This is a genomic window from Virgibacillus salexigens, assembly GCF_000723585.1.
In the GTDB taxonomy this organism is placed as follows: Bacteria; Bacillota; Bacilli; order Bacillales; family Amphibacillaceae; genus Virgibacillus; species Virgibacillus salexigens.
In genome coordinates, this window is the sequence record NZ_CCDP010000001.1 from 1,597,349 (window position 1) to 1,619,645 (window position 22,297).

Below are 22,297 nucleotides of genomic sequence, written 5' to 3' on the forward strand. Positions count from 1 at the left end.
TGGTAAGGGAGGGAGACAGAAGGTGTTTTTTTATTATAGGTTCTTATCTGCATCAGATTGTGTCAAAAAAGAAGGGGAGGAATAGCTGTTGAAAGCTAAGAGAAGACGTCAATCTAAAGCACTAAGTGTCGCAGCAACGGTTTTAATGACATTTTCTTTAATTACACCAGGTCTAGCTAATGCAGAATCAAGTGGGAAGTTACATCAAGCCGCTAGGGATTCTAATAAAACAGTAGAGGAAAAAGTCAGTGATCGATTAGTAAAAGAATTTAAAGACGACGAAAAGGTAACCTTCCTGGTGAAATTCAGTGAAAAAGCAGATGTTACGAAGGTCGCTGAGAATGCAAAGTCTGATGCAGCAAAGGCAAGTTTGTCAGCACAAAAAGCTGAACATGTACAACGCTCTGCAGTAATATCCGAATTAAAAACGACTGCACTAGAGTCTCAAGAAAACGTAAAAGCTTTCCTAGAAGAACAAGAATCTAAAGGTAATGTGGAGAAATTTAAATCTTACCATATCGTAAATGGTATGGCAGTTACTGCTACAAAAAAAGTAGCAGAAAAAATAGCTTCGTTTGCAGAGGTTGAAAAAATCTTACCAAACGAAGAGCGTGAACTATATGATGTAACAATAGATAAAGAGGCAGGTGAAGTTGCATCTGAGCTTGCCAATATTGAATGGAATGTAGAACGTGTAGGTGCCCCATCCGTATGGGAGATGGGCTTTGATGGAACAGGTACTGTTGTTGCTAGTATTGACAGTGGAGCACAATGGGATCATCCTGCACTCCAAGAAAAATATCGAGGATATAATGCTGAAACGGGTGAAGTGGATCATACCTATAGCTTTTTCGATGCAACAGCAGACGAAGAAGAGGCTTATGATGATCATGGCCACGGAACGCATGTTACTGGAACAATGGTTGGAAGCGAGCCAGATGGTTCAAACCAAATTGGAGTTGCTCCTGGTGCAAAATGGATTTCGGCTAAAGGGTTAAATGCTGCAGGATCTGGCTATGACACGTGGTTGTTAGCAGCTGCGGAATGGATGCTTGCTCCTGGTGGTGACGCTTCCATGGCTCCTGATGTAGTTAATAATTCATGGGGCGGTGGTCCTGGCTTGGATGAGTGGTATCGTGACGTGGTTACTGCTTGGAGAGCAGCGGAAATATTCCCGGAATTTTCTGCTGGTAATACAACATTAACGAATCCTGGTGGTCCTGGGTCAGTTGCTGTACCAGCTAACTATCCGGAATCGTTTGCAACTGGTGCCACAGATTCAGAAGATTTACTAGCAAGTTTTTCATTACAAGGACCTTCTCCTTACGATGAAATTAAACCTGAAATTTCTGCACCCGGTGTAAATATACGTTCAAGTGTACCAGGTGGTGGTTATGAAGGTGGATGGAATGGAACCTCGATGGCTGGACCAGCGGTTTCTGCAGTTGTAGCTTTAATGAAGCAAGCAGATGCTAGTCTCACTGTCGATGAACTTGAAGAAATTTTAATGACAACAGCAAATCCATTGACGGATGATGAATTTCCTGAGTCACCAAATAATGGGTACGGAGCTGGTCTAGTAAATGCCTATGATGCTGTTTCCTCACTTGTTACTGGCTTAGGAACAATAGAAGGACAGGTTACCAAAGCTGGTGAAGATGCAGAAGCACCTACCTTTGAGCATGAAGGAATTACAGAATCCTATATTGGTATGGATCTAGATTTAACGATCGAAGTAACAGATAACATTAGTGTTAATAATGTAACATTAGAATATACAAATCAAGATGGAGAAACGCAATCCGTTGAGGCAGAACGAATTTCTGGTGATTACAAACAAGGTGAATATCAAGCGACAATCCCAGGAGAACAGCTTACTGGTGAATCTTTATCCTACAACTGGGTTATCAATGATTTTGGAGACAATGAAGTAACTAGCGATAGTTATGAGGTTGCTTTATTACCAGGGGTCTCTGTTGGTTTCTCTGATGATTTTGAATCCCCATCAGCTGGGTGGTCCGTTATTGGAGAAGGAAATAGTTGGGAGCGTGGTGTACCAACTTCAGGTCCTGAGAGTGCTGCTTCCGGTGAAAATGTATATGCAACTAATTTGGCAGGTGAATATGATAATAATGCTAATACAACATTGGTCATGCCACCTATTGATTTACCTGAGGGAGAAGCCTATTTACAATTTAATCAGTGGTATAATATTGAAAATAATTGGGATTACGGTCATGTATTTATCTCAACAGATCAGGAAGAATGGACACAGCTATTACGGGTAACGGATACAACTGATGGCTGGGAAAATGCAGAAGTTGATTTATCAGAATATAGTGGTCAACGTGTTTATATTGGTTTCAATCTTGATAGCGATGGAAGTGTATCGAGAGAAGGCTGGTATATTGATGATGTAACTTTAGCTGAAACATCAAATAGTGAAAGTGCTTCTGTATCAAAAGATAAAGGGTATGTAGGAGTTGTTGGTTTTGATAATGCGCTAAGTATTGTTAAAAATGATAAAAAAGCTTCTTTAAAAGAAGAAGTGAATCCTGCAAAAATCCAGCCTGTAAATCCAAAGAAAGAATTGGATCCAGAAAAGGATACAATTAGCCCTGCGTTATTACCAATGAGTGCTCAAGTTAGTGTGTTGGAAAGTGGACGTTCAGTCGCTACCGATCCAGCTACAGGGGGCTATACGCTTCTGCATGCTGCCGGTGACTTCACAGTAAAAGCTGAAGCTTATGGCTTTGAATCTCAAGAGCAGGCAGTTACAGTGGAAGCAGATGGAACAACGGAAGCTGATTTTACCCTGGAAGAAATGGATCAATTCACCGTTAGCGGAACAGTCACAGATCAACAAACGGGAGAGCCTGTATCAGGAGCTACCTTATTATTGGAAGAAGATGCAAATGTGGAACCAGTAACTACAGATGAAGAAGGTAACTATTCTTTAACCGCATATAAAGGAAGTTATACCTTAAAAGTAGTTGCAAGTGGATACCACGGAACAGAAGTCGAAGTATCTCTAGAAGATGGAGATGTCACGGAAAATGTGGAATTGGAACCATTCTATACTGTTCCTGGTGGAGAAATTGCTTATGATGACGGCACAGCAGAAAATGCACGTGCTTTCTACGATGCATTTAATGGATGGGGAGTAAAAATGACACTTCCTGAAGGTGAAGAATCTGGCGTCGTTGATGCAGCTGTATTTAAGTTCTGGGATGAAGAGTTCCCGAATCCAGGAGGTACGGAATTCCAAGTTGAAATTTGGGATGCTACTGGTACAGATGGAGCTCCAGGTGAAAAACTAGCTGGACCGTTCGATGCAGAGGCAATCCGTGATTCGAACGAATGGACAGTTATCGATCTATCGGAACATGGTATTGTTGTAGATAAAGAATTCTATGTTGTTTATGTTCAGACAGCAACGAATACAGAAGCTCCTGGACTAGCAACAGATGAAAGCAGTCAAAATGCAGAGCGTAGCTATCAATTAGTTGGTGGTACATGGTCGAAGTCTCCTTCTGCTGAAGGAAATTATATGATTCGTGCTCGTGTTAATTACGAAGTAGAAGAACCAGTAATTACAGCTCCTGCTAATGATACCATCACGAATGAGACAGAGGTTACAGTAGAAGGTACAGCCTCACCGACAACAACAATTCAATTGTTAAATAATGGTGAAGAAGTAGGTACAGCAGAGATCGGTGAGGATGGTGCATTTGCAATTCCAACAACATTATCTGAAGGAGCAAATGAGTTAACAGCCGTATCTCTTCTGGATGGTACACCTACTGGAGAATCGGAACCTGTAAATGTAACGTTAGATACGGAATCACCTGAATTAACGATTGACAATCCTGAAGATGGTGAAAAATCAAATCGTGAGACGGTTACAGTAGAAGGCACAGTTTCCGATACAAATCTTGATGTTGTTGAAGTTAATGGTCAAGAAGCTGATGTGGAAGAAGGAAGCTATTCTAAGCGAATCCTGTTAGACGAGGGTGAGAACCAAATTGAAGTTGTAGCTCATGACCTAGCAGGTAATACTGCAACGGAATCCGTCACACTTGATGTTGACTTCACAGCTCCAGAAATCGAAAATTTAACTCCTGAAGAAGATGTTAATCTTGAAGCTGGACAAACCGTTAAGTTTGAGTTTGATAGTGAGCCAGGATTAAAAGCAAGCTACTTTATTCATATGCCATTAACAAATACGGTCACCAATGCAACCGAACTTCCAATGATGGAAACTTCAGAAGGACATTATGTTGGGTATTGGACAGCGACTAGTAATGTTGTCGCAGAAGGGGCTGTTATTGAAGTGAAAGTCGAAGATGATTATGGCAATGAAACACGTGAACAAGCAGAGGGAAAATTATATATTAATGTAGCGGAATAAGTAGTAATTAGCATTTAAAACATCCTGTATCAGTTCACTGTGATACAGGATGTTTTTTGTATGTATAAGCAAAGCTTCTTTGTTGCCAAATTTGTAAAGTTAGGGTAAAATGAATTTACAATATAATAATCGATTCCATCTTCGGGGCAGGGTGAAATTCCCGACCGACGGTAAGAAGCTATTTTAGCTTCAAGTCCGTGACCCACAATCAATGATTGTGGTTGATCTGGTGTGAGTCCAGAGCCGACAGTTACAGTCTGGATGGGAGAAGATGTCGAGCCTGATAATGTGCGTGAAGACGCACTGCTTTTTCCTATGAATATGCATGATAACCCTAAAGCCCCGGTTAGGAGCTTTAGGGTTTTTTGAATGGGAAAGTTATCGGCTTTGGTCCTTCATCACGAGATAGGAATCGATAGGAGATGAAGGAGGAGTATGGTAATGCATATTGCCAATAAGCAATCATCAAAACTAATTAAATTAATTATTCTATCGTTACTTGGAACAGTATCCATTTTATTGTTTTTTCTGAATTTCCCATTGCCGTTTTTACCAGCTTATTTAAAAATTGATTTTAGTGATGTACCGGCGATGATGGCTTCACTAATATTCTCCCCAATTGCTGGGGTTATTGTAGTGGCTATTAAAAACTTGTTGTATATAGCTGTTACCGGTGCTGCAGATCCAATCGGTGCGGTGGCGAATTTTCTTGCTGGAATAATGCTGGTTTTACCTGTTTCCATCTTATATCATCGGTTTAAAGGTGTTAAAAGTGTTATTTCAGGATTGGCTGCTGGTACAATTATAATGGCCTTAGGTATGAGTTTACTAAACTATGTTATTATATTGCCGGCTTATGGTTGGCTAATGGGTTGGGAAGGAATGTCTAGCAGTACAGTGAAGTGGGCTGCTATTTATGCTGGTATCCTGCCATTCAATATTATTAAAGGAATCGTAATTGGAATGTTATTTGTTCCATTATTTATAAAAATGCGTCACTGGATTGAACAAAAGCAGATAAGATTAGCTCCCTAAAACGATTATTAACAGAGGGAGGTTCGCTACAAGCTTTTTTTCATATCCTTTCTCTTTTTTGCGATATATTCCTAGAATGAAAGCTTGCACTAATATCTCTGGTTATCCATTTCTGTGATGCTAATCTCATTTCACGTTGCTTCTTTAAAAAATAAAAAAGGCCATCGAGACTTTTCTCGATGGCCTTTAGCTGTTTTCTTATTTTTCTTCTACTAAATAACGAGCAGTTGGTTGAACTTCTAAACGTTCGATAGGAATTGGCTTACCTGAGATTTCACTTACTCCGTAATTTCCCTTTTCTATCTTTGCTAATGCTTCTTTGATATCCTGTAATTGATCTTCTTTTATCTGTTGTACCCCTGCATCTCTTTCCTGCTCAAATTGTTCAGTACCCATATCTGCTGGGTGGTTATCATAATCAGCCAATTCTTCCACAGCTTCATTTGGGCTTGTTGGATCGTTTGCAGCTAAATCGTTTTCGATCTCCTTTTTCATATAAAGTAACCGGCTTTTAAGTTCAGCTATTTTTTCTTGACTAAGATGTTTGCTCATTTGAGCTCTCCTTTCTGAAGGATTCGGTTGTTTCCTTTCTTTTTGAAACGATACCAATTGTACATCTAGACACACTTATGAGATTAGCTTGTTCATCCGTGATTCTTATATCCCACACCATGGATGTCTTCCCAGTATGAAGGGGCGTAGCTGTAGCAGTTACCATGCCGCTGCGTTTACTTCGTATATGATTCGCATTAATTTCCATTCCGAATACACTTTTTGTTTGGGGGTCAGCATGTAATGAGGCTCCAATGCTAGCAGCTGTTTCAGCTAGAGCTACAGATGCTCCCCCATGCAAATAGCCATAAGGCTGGTGTGTTCGCTTATCTACTGGCATTGACAAAATTACTTTGTCCTTTGTTAAAGAGATTTGTTGAATACCAAGCACTTCCATTAACGTATCGTTGAATGTCATTGAGAAACCCCCTCTTTATATGAACATGCTAATAAATAATGATACCCCAAGTAATAAACCATAAATCGAATTTGTCTTACCGGTTGCAGCCATTGCAGGCATCATTTCAATCGGCTGTGTTTTGCCTTTAAATTTATTAATGACGTCAACAGCTTTAACTGCTCCTATAAATGTAATGATCGACCATATCGGTAGAATATCTGCTATAATGAGAATTGCTGTAATCATAAAGGCTATAATGAACATGGAAGCAAGAAAACGAACAGCATTTCTACGTCCAAGCAGGATAGCTAATGTCTTTCTTCCGTTTTCTTTATCATTATCTAAATCGCGAATGTTATTTGATAGCATGATGGCTCCAATAAAAAGCGCTATTGGTATCGATGCAAAGATAACTTCAGGCGTAATGACTTCAGCTTGAATAAAATAACTAATTCCAATAATGACAGTTCCCATTAAAAATCCAGAAAATAATTCACCTAGCGGAGTGTAAGCAATTGGTAACGGTCCTCCCGTATACAAATAACCGAAAACCATACAACCTAAACCAATAACTGCAATCCACCAGCTGGATTCTAAGCAAATATAAATACCAAGTAAAATAGCTATTCCATAAAATCCAAGAGCTAACTGTAAAACCGTTTTTGGTTTTATTCCGTCTCGTACAATGGTACCACCAATACCAACGGAGTCTTCTGAGTCTAAACCTTTAACAAAATCGTAGTATTCATTAAACATATTGGTGGCAGCCTGAATAAGCACAGCTGCTATGAGCATAGCTATAAAAAGCGGTAAATTCACATACCCCTCTCGAAAAGCAAGCATCGACCCAACAAATACTGGTATAAAGGATGCAGTTAGTGTATGAGGTCGTAATAATCGCCACCAGACCTGAAATCCATCTCTTTCATTCAGTGCTTCTTTTATATTAACTTTATCAGATGATTGCATCGCATGTTCCTCCTGTTAATACCTATATCATATTAATTTTATGGAATTTGTAATAAGGTGTCAACGTTCGGGTTTGATTTCCTTGAGAATCCGCAAAAAAGAGAATAAAATAAAGATGGAAGTTTGTCATTGTTAGTTTAACGGAGGTTAATGCAAATGATTGAAGTACAAGAACAACAAGTTGAGGATATTTTACAAGATGCAATTCAACGAATAACAACATCAGGTAAAGATTTTCAACTTGTAAGCATTACAAAAAAAATTCAAACAACTAATCCGGTTCACTTCTTTGAAGCGGCTTTACGTTTAAATAAAGAGCGGGTATTTTGGACGAGCGCAAAAGAATCGTTCACCATGACTGGAGTAGGAAATGCGTTTGAGATGGATGCGAACGAAAACCGATTTTCGTTTATTGAATCAGCTTGGGAGCAATTGCGTGGACAAGCAGTGATCTATAATCCATATGAAGTTCCAGGAACAGGTCTCGTTTCCTTGGGGGGGATGGATTTTGACCCTGAAAAGAAACGAACAGAATTGTGGGGAGATTTTCCGTCTATTTATTTTACTGTTCCGGAGTATTTACTTACCAAATTTGAGAATGAATGTTATTTAACAGTTAATATAAAAATAACGAAAGAAGATCATGTTATTCAATTATCTAATCAAATTAGAAACGATGAACGTATCTTGTTATCACTTAAGGAATTAGAGAAACAACCATTGGAGATTGTTCAACAACATGATATTGCTCCTGATCAATGGAAACAAATTGTACAGAAAGCTACCGAAGAAATTAGCCATGATCAAGTGGATAAGGTTGTTTTGGCGAGGGAAGTACGATTAAAATTAAACCGCGATGTAAATAGAGCAGCAGTAATTGAAAAATTAATAGCTACACAATCCAATAGCTATGTCTTTGCTTTTGAACAAAAAAACAGCTGTTTTATTGGAGCAAGTCCTGAAAGGTTAGTAAAAATAAAGAATAAAGAGCTGTTGTCAACCTGTTTAGCAGGGACGGCACCGAGAGGAAAGACAAACGAACAGGATAAAAAGATAGCCAACGCTTTAATGCAAGATATGAAGAACAGACAAGAGCATGATTTTGTTGTACAGATGATTAAACAAGGTGTGGCAAAATATTGCGAGCAAGTCTATGTGCCAGAAGTACCGATTATTTATCCTTTGAAAAACTTACAACATTTATATACACCGGTTACAGGTGTATTAAAACAAGGCCATAGTATATTTGATATTGTATCGCAATTACATCCAACACCTGCGCTTGGCGGACTTCCAAGAACTGCTTCCATGCTTTTTATTCGTGAAAATGAATTGCTTGATAGAGGCTGGTATGGTGCTCCTGTTGGTTGGTTTGATTACAACGAAAATGGTGAATTTGCTGTGGCTATCCGGTCTGGGCTTATACAAAAGGATGAAGCTTCATTGTTTGCAGGGTGTGGGGTAGTGAAGGATTCTCAGCCAGAGGAAGAATTCGAAGAGACCAGAATAAAATTTGCACCAATGCTTTCTGTTTTAGGAGGAGAATCATGAATCACACTGAAGTATTAACACGCTATACAGCAAACTTTGTTGATGAATTAGCGATGAACGGATTAACGGATGCTGTCATTTCACCTGGGTCAAGATCTACGCCACTAGCATTAACAATTGCTGAGCATGAGAGCATTAAAGAATGGGTTATCATTGATGAACGCTCTGCTGCATTTTTTGCACTAGGAATGGCTAAAAAAACAAAAAGGCCGGTTGCATTGATATGTACTTCTGGAACAGCAGCTGCTAATTATTACCCAGCAATCGTAGAGGCTTATTATAGCAGAGTACCTTTAATTGTATTGACAGCGGATAGACCGCATGAATTACGAGATGTTGGGGCACCACAAGCAATTGAGCAGATAAAACTATATGGGGATTATGTGAAGTGGTTTCAAGAAATGGCCCTTCCGGAGGCAGCGCCAGATATGCTAAAGTATGCTCGTAGTAAAGCTGCAAGGGCTTTTTTTATGGCGAAAGAAGGGAACCCAGGTGCTGTACATTTGAACTTCCCATTTAGAGAACCACTAGTTGTGGATTTTGAATTGGACCATTTATGGGGGAAGGTAAGTCAAACTTCTTATCTTCCAACTTTTGAAGGTGAAAAGCATCTTACAAGTAATCAATTAACCGAATTATCTCAGCTTCTTCAAAATAAAGCAAAAGGTCTTATAGTTTGTGGTCCACAAACAGATCGGTATTTAGCAAAGGCAGTGACAAAGCTAGCTAGTAAATGGGAACTTCCTATCATTGCCGACCCCCTTTCACAGTTACGTTCTGGGGAGCATAAAAAGCAGCATATCATTGATGGTTATGATGCATTTTTACGTAATGAAACGATTCGTGAAGAGTTAAAACCGGATTTTATTATTCGTATTGGAGCCATGCCTGTTTCAAAAGCTTATTTATTTTTTGTGAAACAACATATGGATGCTTTACAAATAGTTATAGAAAACGAACGAGGGTTTAGAGAACCAACCGGCAATAAAACGGAATTTATCTTTGCGAATGCACGTGCTGTTTGTGAAGCACTTACAGAGGTGGATAATCATACCCAGTATAGGAAGGAATGGCTTCGCAAATGGCAGCAGATGAATGCTATTTCAAAAAAACATTTTTCACGTCATACAGAAAATCCCATCACAGAAGGAGAAGCCATGCGTGGGCTAATTCATGCAATTCCAAATCATAGTAGCATTTTCGTAGGTAACAGTATGGCAGTACGCGATTTGGATACTTTCTTTTTAACAACTGAAAAACATATTGAAGTTCTAGCTAATCGAGGGGCTAATGGGATAGATGGCATGATTTCAAGTGGTATGGGAGCTGCAGTCCACGGAAGTCGATTAACCTTAGTTCTCGGAGATCTATCTTTTTTTCATGATATGAATGGTTTACATGCAGCAATGCATTATGGTATATCTGCTACTGTACTGCTAATGAATAATAATGGCGGAGGAATTTTCTCGTTTCTTCCTCAAGCGAATGATAAAAGACACTTCGAAGCTTTATTTGGAACACCGTTAAATATCGATTTTCAGCATGTAATAGCGATGTATGGCGGACACTACGATCGACCTCAATCTGAAGAGGAAGTAAAAATGGCCGTACAAGCAAGTTATCAGCGCAATGGTTTGTCAGTGATTGAAGTCAAAACAGACAGAGAGGCTAATGCAATCTGGCATCGTGATAAATGGAAGGCGATTGAAGAAGAAATCGTAAGTGGGGAGGAATAATACATGTATTTCTGCATAAATCAAATGAAATATTGGTACGAAGTCCAAGGGGATGGCGATCCGCTTGTATTATTACATGGTTTTACAGGGAGCAGAAATACATGGAAACCGTTTATACAATCATGGAAAAATAACTGGACATGTATTACGATTGATCTCCCAGGTCATGGTAAAACAACTGGATCTGTTTCATCCATGGAAGCCTGTTGTGTAGATTTGCATGCATTGTTTAACTACCTAAAACTAAATAAGTTTCATTTATTAGGGTATTCAATGGGAGGTAGAACGGCAATTACCTATGCGATGTTATATCCTGAAATGATATCATCATTACTATTAGAAAGCACATCGCCAGGGTTAAAAACAGCAGAAGAACGTCGACAACGAAAAGAAAAAGATAATTATTTAGCGGTGCAAATTGAAGAGAAAGGGATCGATTGGTTTGTTAATTATTGGGAACAAATCCCACTTTTTCAAAGCCAGCAAAAGTTACCTAATTCGCAGCAACAAATCATACGAGAAGAACGTTTGTCTCAACATGCTTCAGGATTAGCTGATTCATTACGGACAATGGGGACAGGCGTTCAACGTTCTTGGTGGGAGGAACTCTCCTCTTTCTCTAAGCCTGTATTATTAATTGCTGGGGAAAATGATCAGAAATATTGTAAACTAATGAAGGTAATGGATAAACATTTTGAGTATGCTTGTTTACAGATCATATCAGAAGCTGGACATGCAATTCATGTGGAGAAACCAAAGATTTTTGGTAAAATAGTAAATGAGTATATCACAGGTACTAAACTAGCCTAATATGTACCATACGATTACTTCATTATTACATACTATCTAAAGGAGGAAATAACATGACAGTAAATTGGGAACAGGTAAGAGATTATCAAGAAATTATTTATGAAAAATATAATGGAATCGCTAAAGTAACAATTAACCGACCGGAAAAACGAAACGCATTTACACCATTAACAGTGAATGAGATGATTGATGCATTTGCGGATGCACGAGATGACTCAAATATTGGTGTAATTCTATTAGCTGGTGAAGGCGAAAAAGCATTTTGCTCGGGTGGTGACCAATCTGTTCGAGGACATGGAGGATATGTCGGGGATGATCAAGTTCCTAGACTAAACGTGTTAGATTTACAACGGCTTATTCGAACAATTCCTAAGCCAGTTATTGCTATGGTGTCTGGCTATGCAATTGGTGGGGGACATGTGCTACATGTTGTCTGTGATTTAACGATTGCTGCAGATAATGCCATTTTTGGACAAACAGGACCGAAGGTTGGAAGTTTTGACGCTGGATACGGTGCTGGTTTGTTAGCAAGAATGGTAGGCCATAAACGCGCGCGTGAAATATGGTACCTATGCCGACAATATAATGCAGAAGAAGCTTATGAAATGGGATTAGTAAATACAGTCGTGCCCGTTGATAAGTTAGAAGAAGAAACCATTCAGTGGTGTGAAGAAATTCTGGAAAAATCTCCAACCGCATTACGCTTCTTGAAAGCATCATTCAATGCAGATACAGATGGTTTAGCAGGATTACAACAAATGGGCGGAGACGCTACGCTTCTTTACTACACAACGGATGAAGCAAAAGAAGGAAGAGACGCATTTAAAGAGAAAAGAAAACCAGATTTCAAGAAGTTCCCTCGTTTTCCTTAAGTTGCAAAAGATTTTAAAATGTATCACCTTTGCTTTTAGCAAAGGTGTTTTCTATAACAATTTACATAAGTTAACAAAACATTATTGTAAGGAGCTTTATAATGCAAGATACGACCATTCCACATTGGCTATCGAAACAGGCTGATATTTCACCTCATTGTTCTGCTATTGAATTGGTAAACGGACAAAGGCTAACATTCGAAGAGTTAAAGAATCAAAGTCAAACTTATGCTAAGAAATTAGCAGATTGGGGTGTGAAGGAAGGCTTTCATGTTGCCATCCTATCAACGAATAAACAGGAAATGATTGTTGCTATTCATGCACTAAGTTATTTAAAGGCAGTCGCAGTGTTGTTAAATATACGACTAACAAAAGATGAACTCATGTATCAATTAAACGATGCGGATGTTTGTTTTTTGATCTATCCTGAAGAGTTAAAGGACAAAGCATCAAGCTTATCCATAAAACATCAAGCAAGTTATACAGAAATTCATCAACGACATCCAAAAAAAATCGCATTAGCAAAAGAAATTAGATTAAATGATCCTTTTACAATTATGTATACTTCTGGTACAACTGGATTTCCTAAAGGTGTTATTCACACCTATGGGAACCACTGGTGGAGTGCAATTGGCAGCGCATTGAATTTAGGAATTCATGACCAAGATAAATGGTTAGCTGCGTTACCGTTATTTCATGTTAGTGGTTTATCCATTTTAATTCGGAGTGTAATTTATGGGATGCCGGTATATTTATTAGAGAAATTTAATAAAAAAGCTGTTCATCAAGCCATTATAAATGACGGTGTAACAATTGTTTCTGTTGTTACTGTTATGTTGCAGCAATTAGTAGAAGAACTTGGAACAAATCAATATCCTACTACATTGCGCTGTTTTCTGTTAGGTGGAGGGCCTGCACCACTTCCTCTTTTGAAGCAAGCAAAAAAATTAAATGTACCAGTATTTCAGTCGTTTGGAATGACGGAGACCGCTTCACAAATTGTCACTCTCAATGCAAACGACGCCCTTAAGAAAGTGGGGTCAGCCGGAAAAGCATTATTTCCAGCACAAGTAAAGGTTGAATCGTCTGATCAGACAATAGGCGAAATATATGTCAAAGGACCCATGGTAACATCAGGCTATTATAAGAAACCAGAAGCGACAAATAAGATATTGAAAGATGGCTGGCTAGCAACGGGAGATTTAGGTTATTTAGATGATGAAGGCTTTTTATATGTGGTAGACCGGAGAAATGACTTAATCATTTCTGGCGGTGAAAATATTTACCCATCCGAAATTGAAAGTGTACTTTCTGGTCATCCTGCTATTAAAGAAGCGGGCGTTACAGGTATATCTGATGATAAATGGGGAGAAGTACCGATTGCATTTGTTGTAACTAACACCCAAATCGCATTTGATGAAGTGATGAACTATTTACGCGAACATATAGCTAATTATAAACTTCCAAAAGAAATTCATGAAGTAGCCGCTTTACCGCGTAATGCATCAAACAAACTAGTAAGAAGCCAGTTAAGACATATAAGGAAAGAATAAGGGTGCATCCTTATTCTTTCCTAAAAGGCTCGTAATTCGTTGAAAATAAATGAGATAACGTGTGTTCCGGATCAATAAACTGTTTCGCTGCGTTAACAGCGATCGGCCCTTCGTTAAATCCCCCTGCGATTAAATGAAGTTTATTCGGATAGTTTGCAATATCTCCTACGGCAAATATCCCAGGAATGCTTGTTGACATAGTAGAATCAACTTTTATAGAGCCATTCTCCATTTCCATTCCCCAGTCATTAATTGATCCTAAATCAATCTGAAAGCCGTGACTAATGATTAGATTGTCAATATGAAGTGTTTCTATTTCTTTCGTATCTGCATGTTGAAGGGTAATATGAGAAAGTTTACTTCTCTCACCATGTAAGGATTTAATGTGATAAGGCTGCTTAATTTTCACAGAAGAATTTTTCATTTTCGAAATATTGCTTTCCATCCCTCTAAATGTAGGTTTTCGGTGGATTAGTGTGACTTGTTTTGCTATCGGTTCAAGTTCATTAGCCCAGTCGATAGCAGAATTTCCTCCACCTGAGATAAACACGTGTTTCCCTTGATAGCTAGCCATTCGTTGAATGGTGTAATGTAGCGTGTCATTTTCATAAGTAGGTGCTTCTGGAAGTTCTAGTTTGGTTGACTTTAGTATCCCATACCCTGTGGCAAGGATAACCGTTTTTGTATTATGTACTTGTCCATCACGACTCGTAAGTTGAAAGTGACCATTTTTTAAACGAGTAATTCCAACGACTTGTTCTTTTAAGACAATCGTAGGGTTAAAGGTTTTTGCTTGTTTTATTAGGTCTTCAGTAAATAATTCTCCGCTTTTTTGAGGGATGCCGCCAACGTCCCGAATGATCTTCTCAGGGTAGAAATACGGAACTTTCCCCCCAAGAAAAGGTAAATATTCAATAATTTTGGTTTTCATTTCCCGCATTCCGCTATAAAAGGCGGTAAATAATCCAACGGGTCCACCACCAATAATCGTTACATCATATAAATCATGTTGTTCTGCCATTTCGAATCTCTCCTAAACTATTTTGTCTTCATAAGTAAGTATATAAAATAAGGCGCACTTAAAATGGATACAATAATTCCAACTGGCATTTGTGTCGGCTGCAAAAGATTTTTAGCAATCATATCAGCAATGATTAATAATAAGCCACCAATTAGTGTGGAGATAGGTATAATATATTGGTGTAAGGGACCAATGATCTTTCTTGTAATATGTGGCACAATGAGTCCTAAAAAGGCAATTGCCCCACCAGCTGCAACAGATGCACCGGCTAATGCGACGGCAAGAAATAATAAAGTAACTCGTTCCTTTTCAATTTTGGATCCTAACCCTGCCGCTACTTCATCTCCTAAGGTTAGCACATCCAGAGTTTTTGCTTTTGATATCGTAACCGGGATTAAGGTAATGATCCATGGAAGGATAGATAACACAAACATCCAATTCGTGTTCCAAATATCACCAGATAACCAAACCGTTGCCTGGCGGAAATTCTGTGGATCCATTTTTAATTGAAATATAACAAGAAATGCGCTAAATGCGGCATTAATGCCGATACCAACAAGGACAAGTCTAATTGGGTCGATTCCCTTTTTCCATGCAAGAAGATAAATGAATCCCGCTGCTACTAAAGCACCAATAAATGCAAAGATAGGTAGTAAAAAGATAGAAGATGTATTGGTAGGTTCTAGATCCCCTTGAAAAAAGAATAAAAACAACACTACTGCCAGCCCAGCCCCTGTATTAATACCAAGGATCCCTGGGTCCGCTAGTTCATTTTGAGTTACTCCTTGCAAGATAGAACCTGAAACAGCTAAGCCAGCCCCAATTAATAATGCGAGAATAATACCAGGTAATCGAAAGTCAAAAAGTACCATTTCTTGTCGTGCTGTACCATTATGCAGGATGGTTTGGACAACTTCAGCTGGAGAAATTGCAATGATTCCTGTGCTCAAACTTAGAAAAAATGAAATAATGACTCCAATAACTAAAATGAATACGGTCCATCTAAATTTGCTTTTATGTATTTTCTTCATTTTGTTCCACCTCCACGTGCTAAGTAAAGAAAGAACGGAACACCTATTAATGATGTAATAGCTCCCACTGGTGTTTCATATGGCGCATTTACTAGTCGAGAAACGACATCAGCCAGTACAAGCAATAATCCTCCAAAAATGGCGGAGGAGGGAATAATCCACCGATAATCCGTGCCCATAATAAACCTTGTAATATGAGGAACAATTAGCCCAATAAAACCTACAGGACCAGCAATAGATACAGCGGCACCGGTTAATAATAATACACTGAAAATTCCAAGTATCTTAATTAACATATTATTCTGCCCTAAACCACTAGCTATATCGTCGCCTAAACTTAATATTGTAATAGATTTTGACATACTAATGGCTAAAGTCAAACCAATCGCACCACAAACCAGTAATAGTTGAATAGAGTTCCAATTGGTGTCAGCCAAGCCTCCTGCCATCCAAAATCCCATCTGTCTTTCTAATTGGAAATGTAAGGATATTAATGACGATATGGAGCTTAGCATGGTACTAATTGCTACACCTCCAAGTGCAAGTTTTACTTGCGTTAAGCCCCCCTTGGAAAAAGAACCAATCATAAACACCATTGTAACAGCAAGTCCAGCGCCAATAAATGATGCTATAATTAATCCACTATTTGAAGCTGCTGGAAAAAAAGCAAGCATGATAACTAAAGCGAGAGCGGATCCTTCTGTCACTCCCATAATGGAGGGAGACGCTAGCGGATTTCTAGTCATACCTTGCATAATTGCACCTGAAATGGCGAGAAACGCTCCTACTAATACAGCCGCAAATGCACGTGGAAGGCGTAACTCTTGAATGATTTGATGGGAGGTTACTTCTGAATCGAAATGAAATAAAGCATTCCAAACGGTGTTTAAATGAATATCAACAGCACCTAAAGCGATTGAAAAACCAATGGATAATAGCAATGCAATAAAAGCGAAAATATTTATAAGTAATCGTAGAAAGGTCGAATGATTAATTGTATGTAGCATGTTTTCCCCCTGAATAATAGGAAAAATTGACTTCCTAATTGAAAATGATTATCATTGATACGGAGAATATTATATCATAAAGGAGACCTACATATGAAATCCAAAACATTATCAAATATAATTTTGCTTGTATCATTCATTGGGGTATTATTCCTAGCTGCTTGTGGAAGTAATGAATCTTCAGAGAATAACGAAGGTAATCAGGAGGAAAAGGAAACATCAAATAATACAGAAGTAACCATGCAGTCAGAAATGGGGGAAGTGACCATCCCTGCTAATCCGGAAAATATAATCGCCCCCTATCATGAAGATGCATTACTGGCTTTGGGTGTAACTCCTGTAGCTAAATGGGCAATTGGAAACAGCATTCAACAGTATTTGGAAGAAGATTTAAAAGATGTTCCAAAAATAGAATGGAACCTTCCTATAGAACAGGTATTGAGTCAAGAACCCGACCTGCTCATACTAGAGAATGCCATTCAAAATTATGAAGGTAGTTATGAAGAATATAGTAAGATAGCACCAACGTATGTGATGTCTGAAGAGACAACAAAAGACTGGCGTAAACAAATTGAAGTTTTTGGAGAAATGCTTGGGATGCAGGATAAAGCTGATCAGGTACTGAACGACTACGATCAAAAAGTAGAAGATGCAAGTAAAGAATTGTCAAATACAATTGGTGATGAAAGTGCAGCAATTATCTGGGTTATGGGAGATAAATTCTATTTGTTTGAACATAATCGTCATAGTGCAGGCGTGCTCTATAATGAACTTGGAATTAAGCAACCAGCATTAATTGAAGAATTAGGAGATGCAACAGAAGAATGGAATCCTATTTCTATCGAAAAGCTATCGGAATTGGATGCTGATCATGTCTTTCTATTAGCAGAAGAAGGTCAACAAGGGGTAGAAACCTTGAAAAATAGTTCTGTTTGGCAAGCTACAAAAGCAGCGAAAAACAATCATGTTTATCAGATAAATGATCCAAGTAATTGGACGAATAAAGGCTTGATTGCTTCTGAAAAAACAATTGATGACGTATTACAAGCATTGGAATAATTGTAAAAAGCCTGCCCTTGTTTTTTGAATTTTAAGTGAAAATGATTATCAAAGTCATTGACGAATTGTGAAAAAGCAAATAAACTAAGGGTAGTGCTTTGTATCGATCCTCTATAAATAATGAAATAATTAGAGGGAAAGGGAGAGATTCCAATGCAAACCTTAACAGCAAATGACCTGACGCTTAGTTACGGGGAAAATGTAATTATAGATGATTTAGATGTAGAGATTCCCAAAGGCGAAATTACTGTATTTATCGGTGGAAATGGTTGTGGGAAGTCAACATTGCTACGGTCGTTAGCACGATTATTAAAACCGAAAAAGGGTAATGTTGTGTTAGACGGTGAAGCCATTGCTAAAATGGGTACTAAAGATGTTGCCAAAAAGATGGCTATTCTACCACAAAGCCCTATCAGCCCTGAAGGTTTAACGGTTCATGAGCTTGTTAAACAAGGTAGACATCCCTATCGAGGTTTTTTAAAGCAATGGTCGGATGAGGATGAAAACGCTGTAAACCATGCTTTAGAATCAACGAATATGATAGCTCTGAAGGATCGTCCCGTTGACTCCTTATCAGGTGGTCAACGACAACGAGCATGGATTGCAATGACACTTGCTCAAGATACTGATCTTATTCTGCTAGATGAACCGACGACATACTTAGATATGACGCATCAGATTGAGGTACTTGATCTTTTGTTTGACTTAAATGAAAAAGAAGGGCGAACCATTGTAATGGTTCTTCACGATTTAAACTTAGCTTGTAGATATGCACATCATATTATTGCAATTAAGGATAAGCAAATTTTTGCACAAGGAAAGCCTGAAGAAATTATTACCTGTAATTTAGTACATCATGTATTTGAAATGATGTGTGATGTGACGTTTGATCCGAGGTTTGGTACACCAATGTGCATACCTCATGGAAAAGGTCGTTGTATTTTTGCTAATGGCAGAAATACTGTTAACGCTGCAAATTAATATTATTAAAGATACTCGTCAGTTATGGCGAGTTTTTCTTTTTGAGTACATCATTCCCTCGTTTTTAAGGAACATTAGTAGTAGGAGGTGTGAATGATGGAGAAAAAGAAATACTATGTTAATATGGGAACAGGTGAGATTTCGAAACTAAAATACGACAATAATGAGGATTTTGTTATACACGCAACCGATGATGAGATCGTTTTATTGAGGGAAAAATTTAATGAGGCTGATGCTTCTGGTATTCGGACATTTTTTCGTGCACATATCCCAGTTGTTCCGTATCATAATGATCCATCAAATGATGAATTTGATAATGAATTGATGGAAGCTTATCGTATGGTGTATCAACTAGGTGATGAACAAGCAAAATCCCATATTGAAAGTATGGGGATCTTAGGAGATAGACCACTATAAGAAAGAAAGGGATAACATGCTCTCGCATCTTATCCCTTATCTGTTTTTATAAAGGAAAGAGTTACAGTTTAGCCCCGAATATGCAGTCTAATATCAAAAATAGGTTTATATTTGGAATGGAACAGGAATAGAATTGTAATTGGTAGATTATACATATTCATATAAGGAGGGCTTTACTGTGAAAAGAGTTCAACTATTAAAACATGCTGGTGTATTCGTAATGAGCATCATGACCATTTTCTTCATTAGTTTTATTATAGACGAGCATGTTTCTGCTAATGCCAATATAAATGAAACACCGGACAAGAATGAAGAAAAATCGAAAGAAACGTTAAGTCATGATACAATAATTAAACGTACGAATCAATTCATGGACTTGCTTGTCCAAGAAACTGATTCCGAGTACCAGGTAGAAGCATTTGGGACGAAAGAAGAACTCTTACGTGCATTTCATAATATAGCTACTAGGGATGCTGCTAAACCTTATGTAGACTATTATTACAAAGAAGGCCAAAAAGGTCTATTTATGATGCCAACAAGTACTCCGCCATGGTTTTCGGATGAAGAGGAATATCGTATGATTCAAAAAAATGATCAGCAAGTAACCGTCGTACAAGAAAATAAGAACAACCTATACGGTAATTATATCATTGAAATTGAATTTACTTTTCAGGGAAGCTGGAAAATAACTAATATCAAACATAGCTAATATATGAAGTAAAAGGCGTTGAACATATGTACACATTCAAAGATTACTACAATAATGAAATTAAATTATCCTTCGACTATTTACCTTTTTCAGTAAATCCGATGCACGTATGGGTCGTTTGCAAATATCAAGATAATTGGTTGTTAACGAAGCATAAAGACAGAGGGTTGGAATTTCCAGGAGGTAAAGTGGAAAAGGGGGAAACCCCAGAACAAGCTGCCATACGAGAAGTTAAAGAAGAAACAGGAGGGCTAATCGATACCTTAACGTATATTGGACAATATTTTGTTGCAGGCAAAAGAGAAAACGTAATTAAAAATGTCTACTTTGCTTCCATACATGCATTAGAACCTCAGGATTCGTATTTTGAAACAGATGGTCCGGTTATCGTAGATAATATTCCGTTAAATGTAAAACATCAAAATGGTTATAGTTTTATTATGAAAGATGATGTATTAGAACACTGTATTCAATATATTTACAAACATTTTTAAAATCGCCTTATTGTGTGAAACTTCAATGTACGAGTGATCACTGAAGTACTTTCACCGATAAGGCGATTTTTTTCGCGAATTAATTAGGAGGTGGAGTGCTTAATAAGCCAGACTTCGATGCGTTCTACGATTTTATACATGATGGCAGCAAAAATGGCGATTAATACTAAACTAGCCATAACTAATGAAAAATCAAATACTTGAAATCCATAAATAATTAAATAACCAAGCCCTTGTTTTGATACAAGAAATTCACCGACAACTACGCCAACCCAAGATAATCCAACATTTACTTTTAATGTTGATATCATTGCCGGTAAGGTAGCTGGGAAAATAGCATTTTTAAAAATTTGCCCTTTGCTCGCTCCTAAACTCTTTAATACTTTTTCATAATTTGGATCAACTTCATTGAACGCTGAATATACAACCAATGCTGTAATGATCACTGAAATAATAGCTCCCATTGTGATGATGGAGATATACCCAGGCCCCATAGCTACAATGATTATCGGCCCTAAAGCAACTTTTGGCATTGCATTCATAATAACTAAATACGGATCCATTACGCTTGAAAAGCGTTTAGAAGTCCATAAGGAAATAGCTAATACAATCCCAAAAATTGTACCAAGGAGAAAACCGGCGATGGTTTCGAGTAGGGTTACTTGGAGATGATTTAACATGGATCCATCACTTAATTTGTTTATAACTACTTGAAAGATGGTTGTTGGCGAACTAAATAATAATGGATCAATCCAATAGAAGCGACTGGCAACCTCCCATAGAAGAATAAACGTAATAAGTATACTAATTTGCCATATATATACAATTCTATTCTCGCGTTTTACATGTTGTAAATAAGCTTGGAAGAGCTGCTGATCATTATTTCGCTTCATGATTCGTAGACACCACCTCTTCGTTTGGTAATTGCTCTTTTTTATCTAATTCTTCCCATACTTTATCAAACAAAATTTGATATTTTGGGTGTTTACGCACAAGTAAAGGGGCTTCATTTCTTATTTCAATCGGAACCTCAAAGATTTTTGAAATAACTCCTGGATTAGCATCCATAACAAAAATTCGATCACTCATCGCTATTGCTTCACCAATATCATGCGTTACAAGCACAGCGGTTTTATGATAGGTTGCCAATAAGTTTGCTACCAATTGTTCTAATTTTAGCTTTGTTTGATAATCCAATGCTGAGAATGGCTCATCAAGAAGTAACAGTTTTGGATCATTAATTAATGTTCTTACTAATGCTACACGTTGCCGCATCCCTCCAGAAAGAGAGCTTGGGTAAGCGGATGCTATATTAGGTAAACCTACTTCATTTAATAAGGCTGTTGCTTTTTCTTTGGTGTTTTCTGTAACATTGTTTGCGATTTTAGGGCCAAGTAAAACATTGTCAATGATGGTTTTCCATGGAAATAAGTAGTCTTGTTGCAACATGTAGCCGATATTGGCTGTTGTCAAATCAATCGGTTTCTCTTGTAAGCGTATTTTGCCTTGTGTTTGTTTTATAATTCCTGCAATAATTGATAAGATCGTCGATTTACCACAACCACTAGGACCCAATAATGCGACAAATTCACCTTCTTGAATAGAGAAAGATATATCGTCTAATGCTTTGGTGAAGTTTGCTTTTGAAAAATAATGATGGGAGACATTTTCTAAGGTTAGAAATGACAT

20 protein-coding genes and 1 riboswitch are annotated in these 22,297 nt (G+C 37.9%); of the genes, 12 read left to right on the plus strand and 8 right to left on the minus strand.

All coding sequences use genetic code 11. The features are described 5' to 3' along the window. Positions 1–145 precede the first annotated feature (145 nt). A complete protein-coding gene (locus BN990_RS07280; protein WP_074436675.1) occupies positions 146–4,411 on the plus strand; it encodes a S8 family serine peptidase in 4,266 nt (1,421 codons plus the stop codon). Between the two features lie 133 nt (positions 4,412–4,544). Beyond that, positions 4,545–4,688, plus strand: a riboswitch (FMN riboswitch). 164 nt (positions 4,689–4,852) lie between these two features. Continuing rightward, positions 4,853–5,446 (plus strand): ECF transporter S component, encoded by a 594-nt coding sequence (locus tag BN990_RS07285; protein WP_021288892.1) that lies wholly within the window; start codon positions 4,853–4,855, stop codon positions 5,444–5,446. Between the two features lie 198 nt (positions 5,447–5,644). Here BN990_RS07285 and BN990_RS07290 read toward each other — a convergent pair whose 3' ends face one another. Genes BN990_RS07290 through BN990_RS07300 form a run of 3 tightly spaced genes read right to left on the minus strand, consistent with a single transcriptional unit; the run spans position 5,645 to position 7,367 of the window. Further along, positions 5,645–5,998: a TraR/DksA C4-type zinc finger protein gene (locus BN990_RS07290; RefSeq protein ID WP_038243183.1), complete on the minus strand. Its 354-nt coding sequence runs from the start codon at positions 5,996–5,998 to the stop codon at positions 5,645–5,647. Then, the gene (locus BN990_RS07295) at positions 5,982–6,416 is read right to left on the minus strand and encodes a hotdog fold thioesterase (protein ID WP_021288890.1); all 435 of its coding nucleotides are present in this window, start codon (positions 6,414–6,416) and stop codon (positions 5,982–5,984) included. Before BN990_RS07295 ends, BN990_RS07290 begins: the two co-directional genes overlap by 17 nt. Positions 6,417–6,431: 15 nt before the next feature. Continuing rightward, positions 6,432–7,367 carry a 1,4-dihydroxy-2-naphthoate polyprenyltransferase gene (locus tag BN990_RS07300; RefSeq protein ID WP_021288889.1) on the minus strand — a complete coding sequence of 312 codons (936 nt, stop codon included), beginning with the start codon at positions 7,365–7,367 and terminating at the stop codon, positions 6,432–6,434. Positions 7,368–7,523: 156 nt separating this feature from the next. Here BN990_RS07300 and BN990_RS07305 point away from each other — a divergent pair, with 156 nt between their 5' ends. From BN990_RS07305 to BN990_RS07325, 5 genes are all read left to right on the plus strand, one after another. Beyond that, a complete protein-coding gene (locus tag BN990_RS07305) occupies positions 7,524–8,918 on the plus strand; it encodes an isochorismate synthase (protein ID WP_038243188.1) in 1,395 nt (464 codons plus the stop codon). Continuing rightward, positions 8,915–10,654, plus strand: coding sequence for a 2-succinyl-5-enolpyruvyl-6-hydroxy-3-cyclohexene-1-carboxylic-acid synthase (gene menD / locus BN990_RS07310; protein ID WP_021288887.1), 1,740 nt, complete (start codon positions 8,915–8,917; stop codon positions 10,652–10,654). The genes BN990_RS07305 and menD overlap by 4 nt, the downstream gene beginning before the upstream one ends. A gap of 3 nt (positions 10,655–10,657) precedes the next feature. Continuing rightward, positions 10,658–11,464 carry a 2-succinyl-6-hydroxy-2,4-cyclohexadiene-1-carboxylate synthase gene (menH, locus tag BN990_RS07315; RefSeq protein ID WP_021288886.1) on the plus strand — a complete coding sequence of 269 codons (807 nt, stop codon included), beginning with the start codon at positions 10,658–10,660 and terminating at the stop codon, positions 11,462–11,464. A 53-nt stretch (positions 11,465–11,517) separates the two neighbouring features. Then, positions 11,518–12,336 (plus strand): 1,4-dihydroxy-2-naphthoyl-CoA synthase, encoded by an 819-nt coding sequence (gene menB, locus BN990_RS07320; protein WP_021288885.1) that lies wholly within the window; start codon positions 11,518–11,520, stop codon positions 12,334–12,336. A gap of 101 nt (positions 12,337–12,437) precedes the next feature. After that, on the plus strand, positions 12,438–13,889 hold the full coding sequence (locus tag BN990_RS07325; protein ID WP_038243191.1) for an o-succinylbenzoate--CoA ligase: 1,452 nt from the start codon (positions 12,438–12,440) through the stop codon (positions 13,887–13,889). Positions 13,890–13,899: 10 nt separating this feature from the next. Here the strand turns inward: BN990_RS07325 and BN990_RS07330 are convergent, their stop codons facing one another. The 3 genes from BN990_RS07330 to BN990_RS07340 are packed head-to-tail and all read right to left on the minus strand — an operon-like array spanning position 13,900 to position 16,948. Then, complete coding sequence (locus tag BN990_RS07330; RefSeq protein WP_021288883.1) at positions 13,900–14,910, minus strand: NAD(P)/FAD-dependent oxidoreductase; 1,011 nt, start codon at positions 14,908–14,910, stop codon at positions 13,900–13,902. Positions 14,911–14,927: 17 nt separating this feature from the next. After that, a complete protein-coding gene (locus BN990_RS07335; protein ID WP_038243204.1) occupies positions 14,928–15,941 on the minus strand; it encodes a FecCD family ABC transporter permease in 1,014 nt (337 codons plus the stop codon). Beyond that, positions 15,938–16,948, minus strand: coding sequence for a FecCD family ABC transporter permease (locus tag BN990_RS07340; protein ID WP_021288881.1), 1,011 nt, complete (start codon positions 16,946–16,948; stop codon positions 15,938–15,940). The genes BN990_RS07335 and BN990_RS07340 overlap by 4 nt, the downstream gene beginning before the upstream one ends. A gap of 93 nt (positions 16,949–17,041) precedes the next feature. Here BN990_RS07340 and BN990_RS07345 point away from each other — a divergent pair, with 93 nt between their 5' ends. From BN990_RS07345 to ytkD, 5 genes are all read left to right on the plus strand, one after another. Next, a complete protein-coding gene (locus tag BN990_RS07345; RefSeq protein WP_021288880.1) occupies positions 17,042–18,007 on the plus strand; it encodes an iron-hydroxamate ABC transporter substrate-binding protein in 966 nt (321 codons plus the stop codon). Between the two features lie 153 nt (positions 18,008–18,160). Further along, positions 18,161–18,988, plus strand: coding sequence for an ABC transporter ATP-binding protein (locus BN990_RS07350; RefSeq protein WP_021288879.1), 828 nt, complete (start codon positions 18,161–18,163; stop codon positions 18,986–18,988). A gap of 96 nt (positions 18,989–19,084) precedes the next feature. Then, positions 19,085–19,405 carry a hypothetical protein gene (locus BN990_RS07355; protein ID WP_021288878.1) on the plus strand — a complete coding sequence of 107 codons (321 nt, stop codon included), beginning with the start codon at positions 19,085–19,087 and terminating at the stop codon, positions 19,403–19,405. 178 nt (positions 19,406–19,583) lie between these two features. Further along, complete coding sequence (locus BN990_RS07360; RefSeq protein ID WP_021288877.1) at positions 19,584–20,114, plus strand: hypothetical protein; 531 nt, start codon at positions 19,584–19,586, stop codon at positions 20,112–20,114. A 26-nt stretch (positions 20,115–20,140) separates the two neighbouring features. After that, positions 20,141–20,608 carry an RNA deprotection pyrophosphohydrolase gene (ytkD, locus tag BN990_RS07365; RefSeq protein ID WP_021288876.1) on the plus strand — a complete coding sequence of 156 codons (468 nt, stop codon included), beginning with the start codon at positions 20,141–20,143 and terminating at the stop codon, positions 20,606–20,608. A gap of 83 nt (positions 20,609–20,691) precedes the next feature. Here ytkD and BN990_RS07370 read toward each other — a convergent pair whose 3' ends face one another. Continuing rightward, positions 20,692–21,501: an ABC transporter permease gene (locus tag BN990_RS07370; protein WP_021288875.1), complete on the minus strand. Its 810-nt coding sequence runs from the start codon at positions 21,499–21,501 to the stop codon at positions 20,692–20,694. Continuing rightward, on the minus strand, positions 21,488–22,297 hold the full coding sequence (locus tag BN990_RS07375) for an ABC transporter ATP-binding protein (protein ID WP_021288874.1): 810 nt from the start codon (positions 22,295–22,297) through the stop codon (positions 21,488–21,490). The genes BN990_RS07370 and BN990_RS07375 overlap by 14 nt, the downstream gene beginning before the upstream one ends.

What these genes read in the sequence shown, in the direction of transcription:
- BN990_RS07345 (WP_021288880.1), top strand. Translation starts at nt 17,042, where the DNA reads ATGAAATCCAAAACATTATCAAATATAATTTTGCTTGTATCATTCATT.
- menB (WP_021288885.1), top strand. Translation starts at nt 11,518, where the DNA reads ATGACAGTAAATTGGGAACAGGTAAGAGATTATCAAGAAATTATTTAT.
- BN990_RS07295 (WP_021288890.1), bottom strand. Translation starts at nt 6,416, where the DNA reads ATGACATTCAACGATACGTTAATGGAAGTGCTTGGTATTCAACAAATC.
- BN990_RS07375 (WP_021288874.1), bottom strand. Translation starts at nt 22,297, where the DNA reads ATGTCATTTCTAACCTTAGAAAATGTCTCCCATCATTATTTTTCAAAA.
- BN990_RS07325 (WP_038243191.1), top strand. Translation starts at nt 12,438, where the DNA reads ATGCAAGATACGACCATTCCACATTGGCTATCGAAACAGGCTGATATT.
- ytkD (WP_021288876.1), top strand. Translation starts at nt 20,141, where the DNA reads ATGTACACATTCAAAGATTACTACAATAATGAAATTAAATTATCCTTC.
- BN990_RS07290 (WP_038243183.1), bottom strand. Translation starts at nt 5,998, where the DNA reads ATGAGCAAACATCTTAGTCAAGAAAAAATAGCTGAACTTAAAAGCCGG.
- BN990_RS07285 (WP_021288892.1), top strand. Translation starts at nt 4,853, where the DNA reads ATGCATATTGCCAATAAGCAATCATCAAAACTAATTAAATTAATTATT.
- BN990_RS07370 (WP_021288875.1), bottom strand. Translation starts at nt 21,501, where the DNA reads ATGAAGCGAAATAATGATCAGCAGCTCTTCCAAGCTTATTTACAACAT.
- BN990_RS07340 (WP_021288881.1), bottom strand. Translation starts at nt 16,948, where the DNA reads ATGCTACATACAATTAATCATTCGACCTTTCTACGATTACTTATAAAT.
- BN990_RS07300 (WP_021288889.1), bottom strand. Translation starts at nt 7,367, where the DNA reads ATGCAATCATCTGATAAAGTTAATATAAAAGAAGCACTGAATGAAAGA.
- BN990_RS07305 (WP_038243188.1), top strand. Translation starts at nt 7,524, where the DNA reads ATGATTGAAGTACAAGAACAACAAGTTGAGGATATTTTACAAGATGCA.
- menD (WP_021288887.1), top strand. Translation starts at nt 8,915, where the DNA reads ATGAATCACACTGAAGTATTAACACGCTATACAGCAAACTTTGTTGAT.
- BN990_RS07330 (WP_021288883.1), bottom strand. Translation starts at nt 14,910, where the DNA reads ATGGCAGAACAACATGATTTATATGATGTAACGATTATTGGTGGTGGA.
- BN990_RS07335 (WP_038243204.1), bottom strand. Translation starts at nt 15,941, where the DNA reads ATGAAGAAAATACATAAAAGCAAATTTAGATGGACCGTATTCATTTTA.
- menH (WP_021288886.1), top strand. Translation starts at nt 10,658, where the DNA reads ATGTATTTCTGCATAAATCAAATGAAATATTGGTACGAAGTCCAAGGG.
- BN990_RS07280 (WP_074436675.1), top strand. Translation starts at nt 146, where the DNA reads ATGACATTTTCTTTAATTACACCAGGTCTAGCTAATGCAGAATCAAGT.
- BN990_RS07355 (WP_021288878.1), top strand. Translation starts at nt 19,085, where the DNA reads ATGGAGAAAAAGAAATACTATGTTAATATGGGAACAGGTGAGATTTCG.
- BN990_RS07350 (WP_021288879.1), top strand. Translation starts at nt 18,161, where the DNA reads ATGCAAACCTTAACAGCAAATGACCTGACGCTTAGTTACGGGGAAAAT.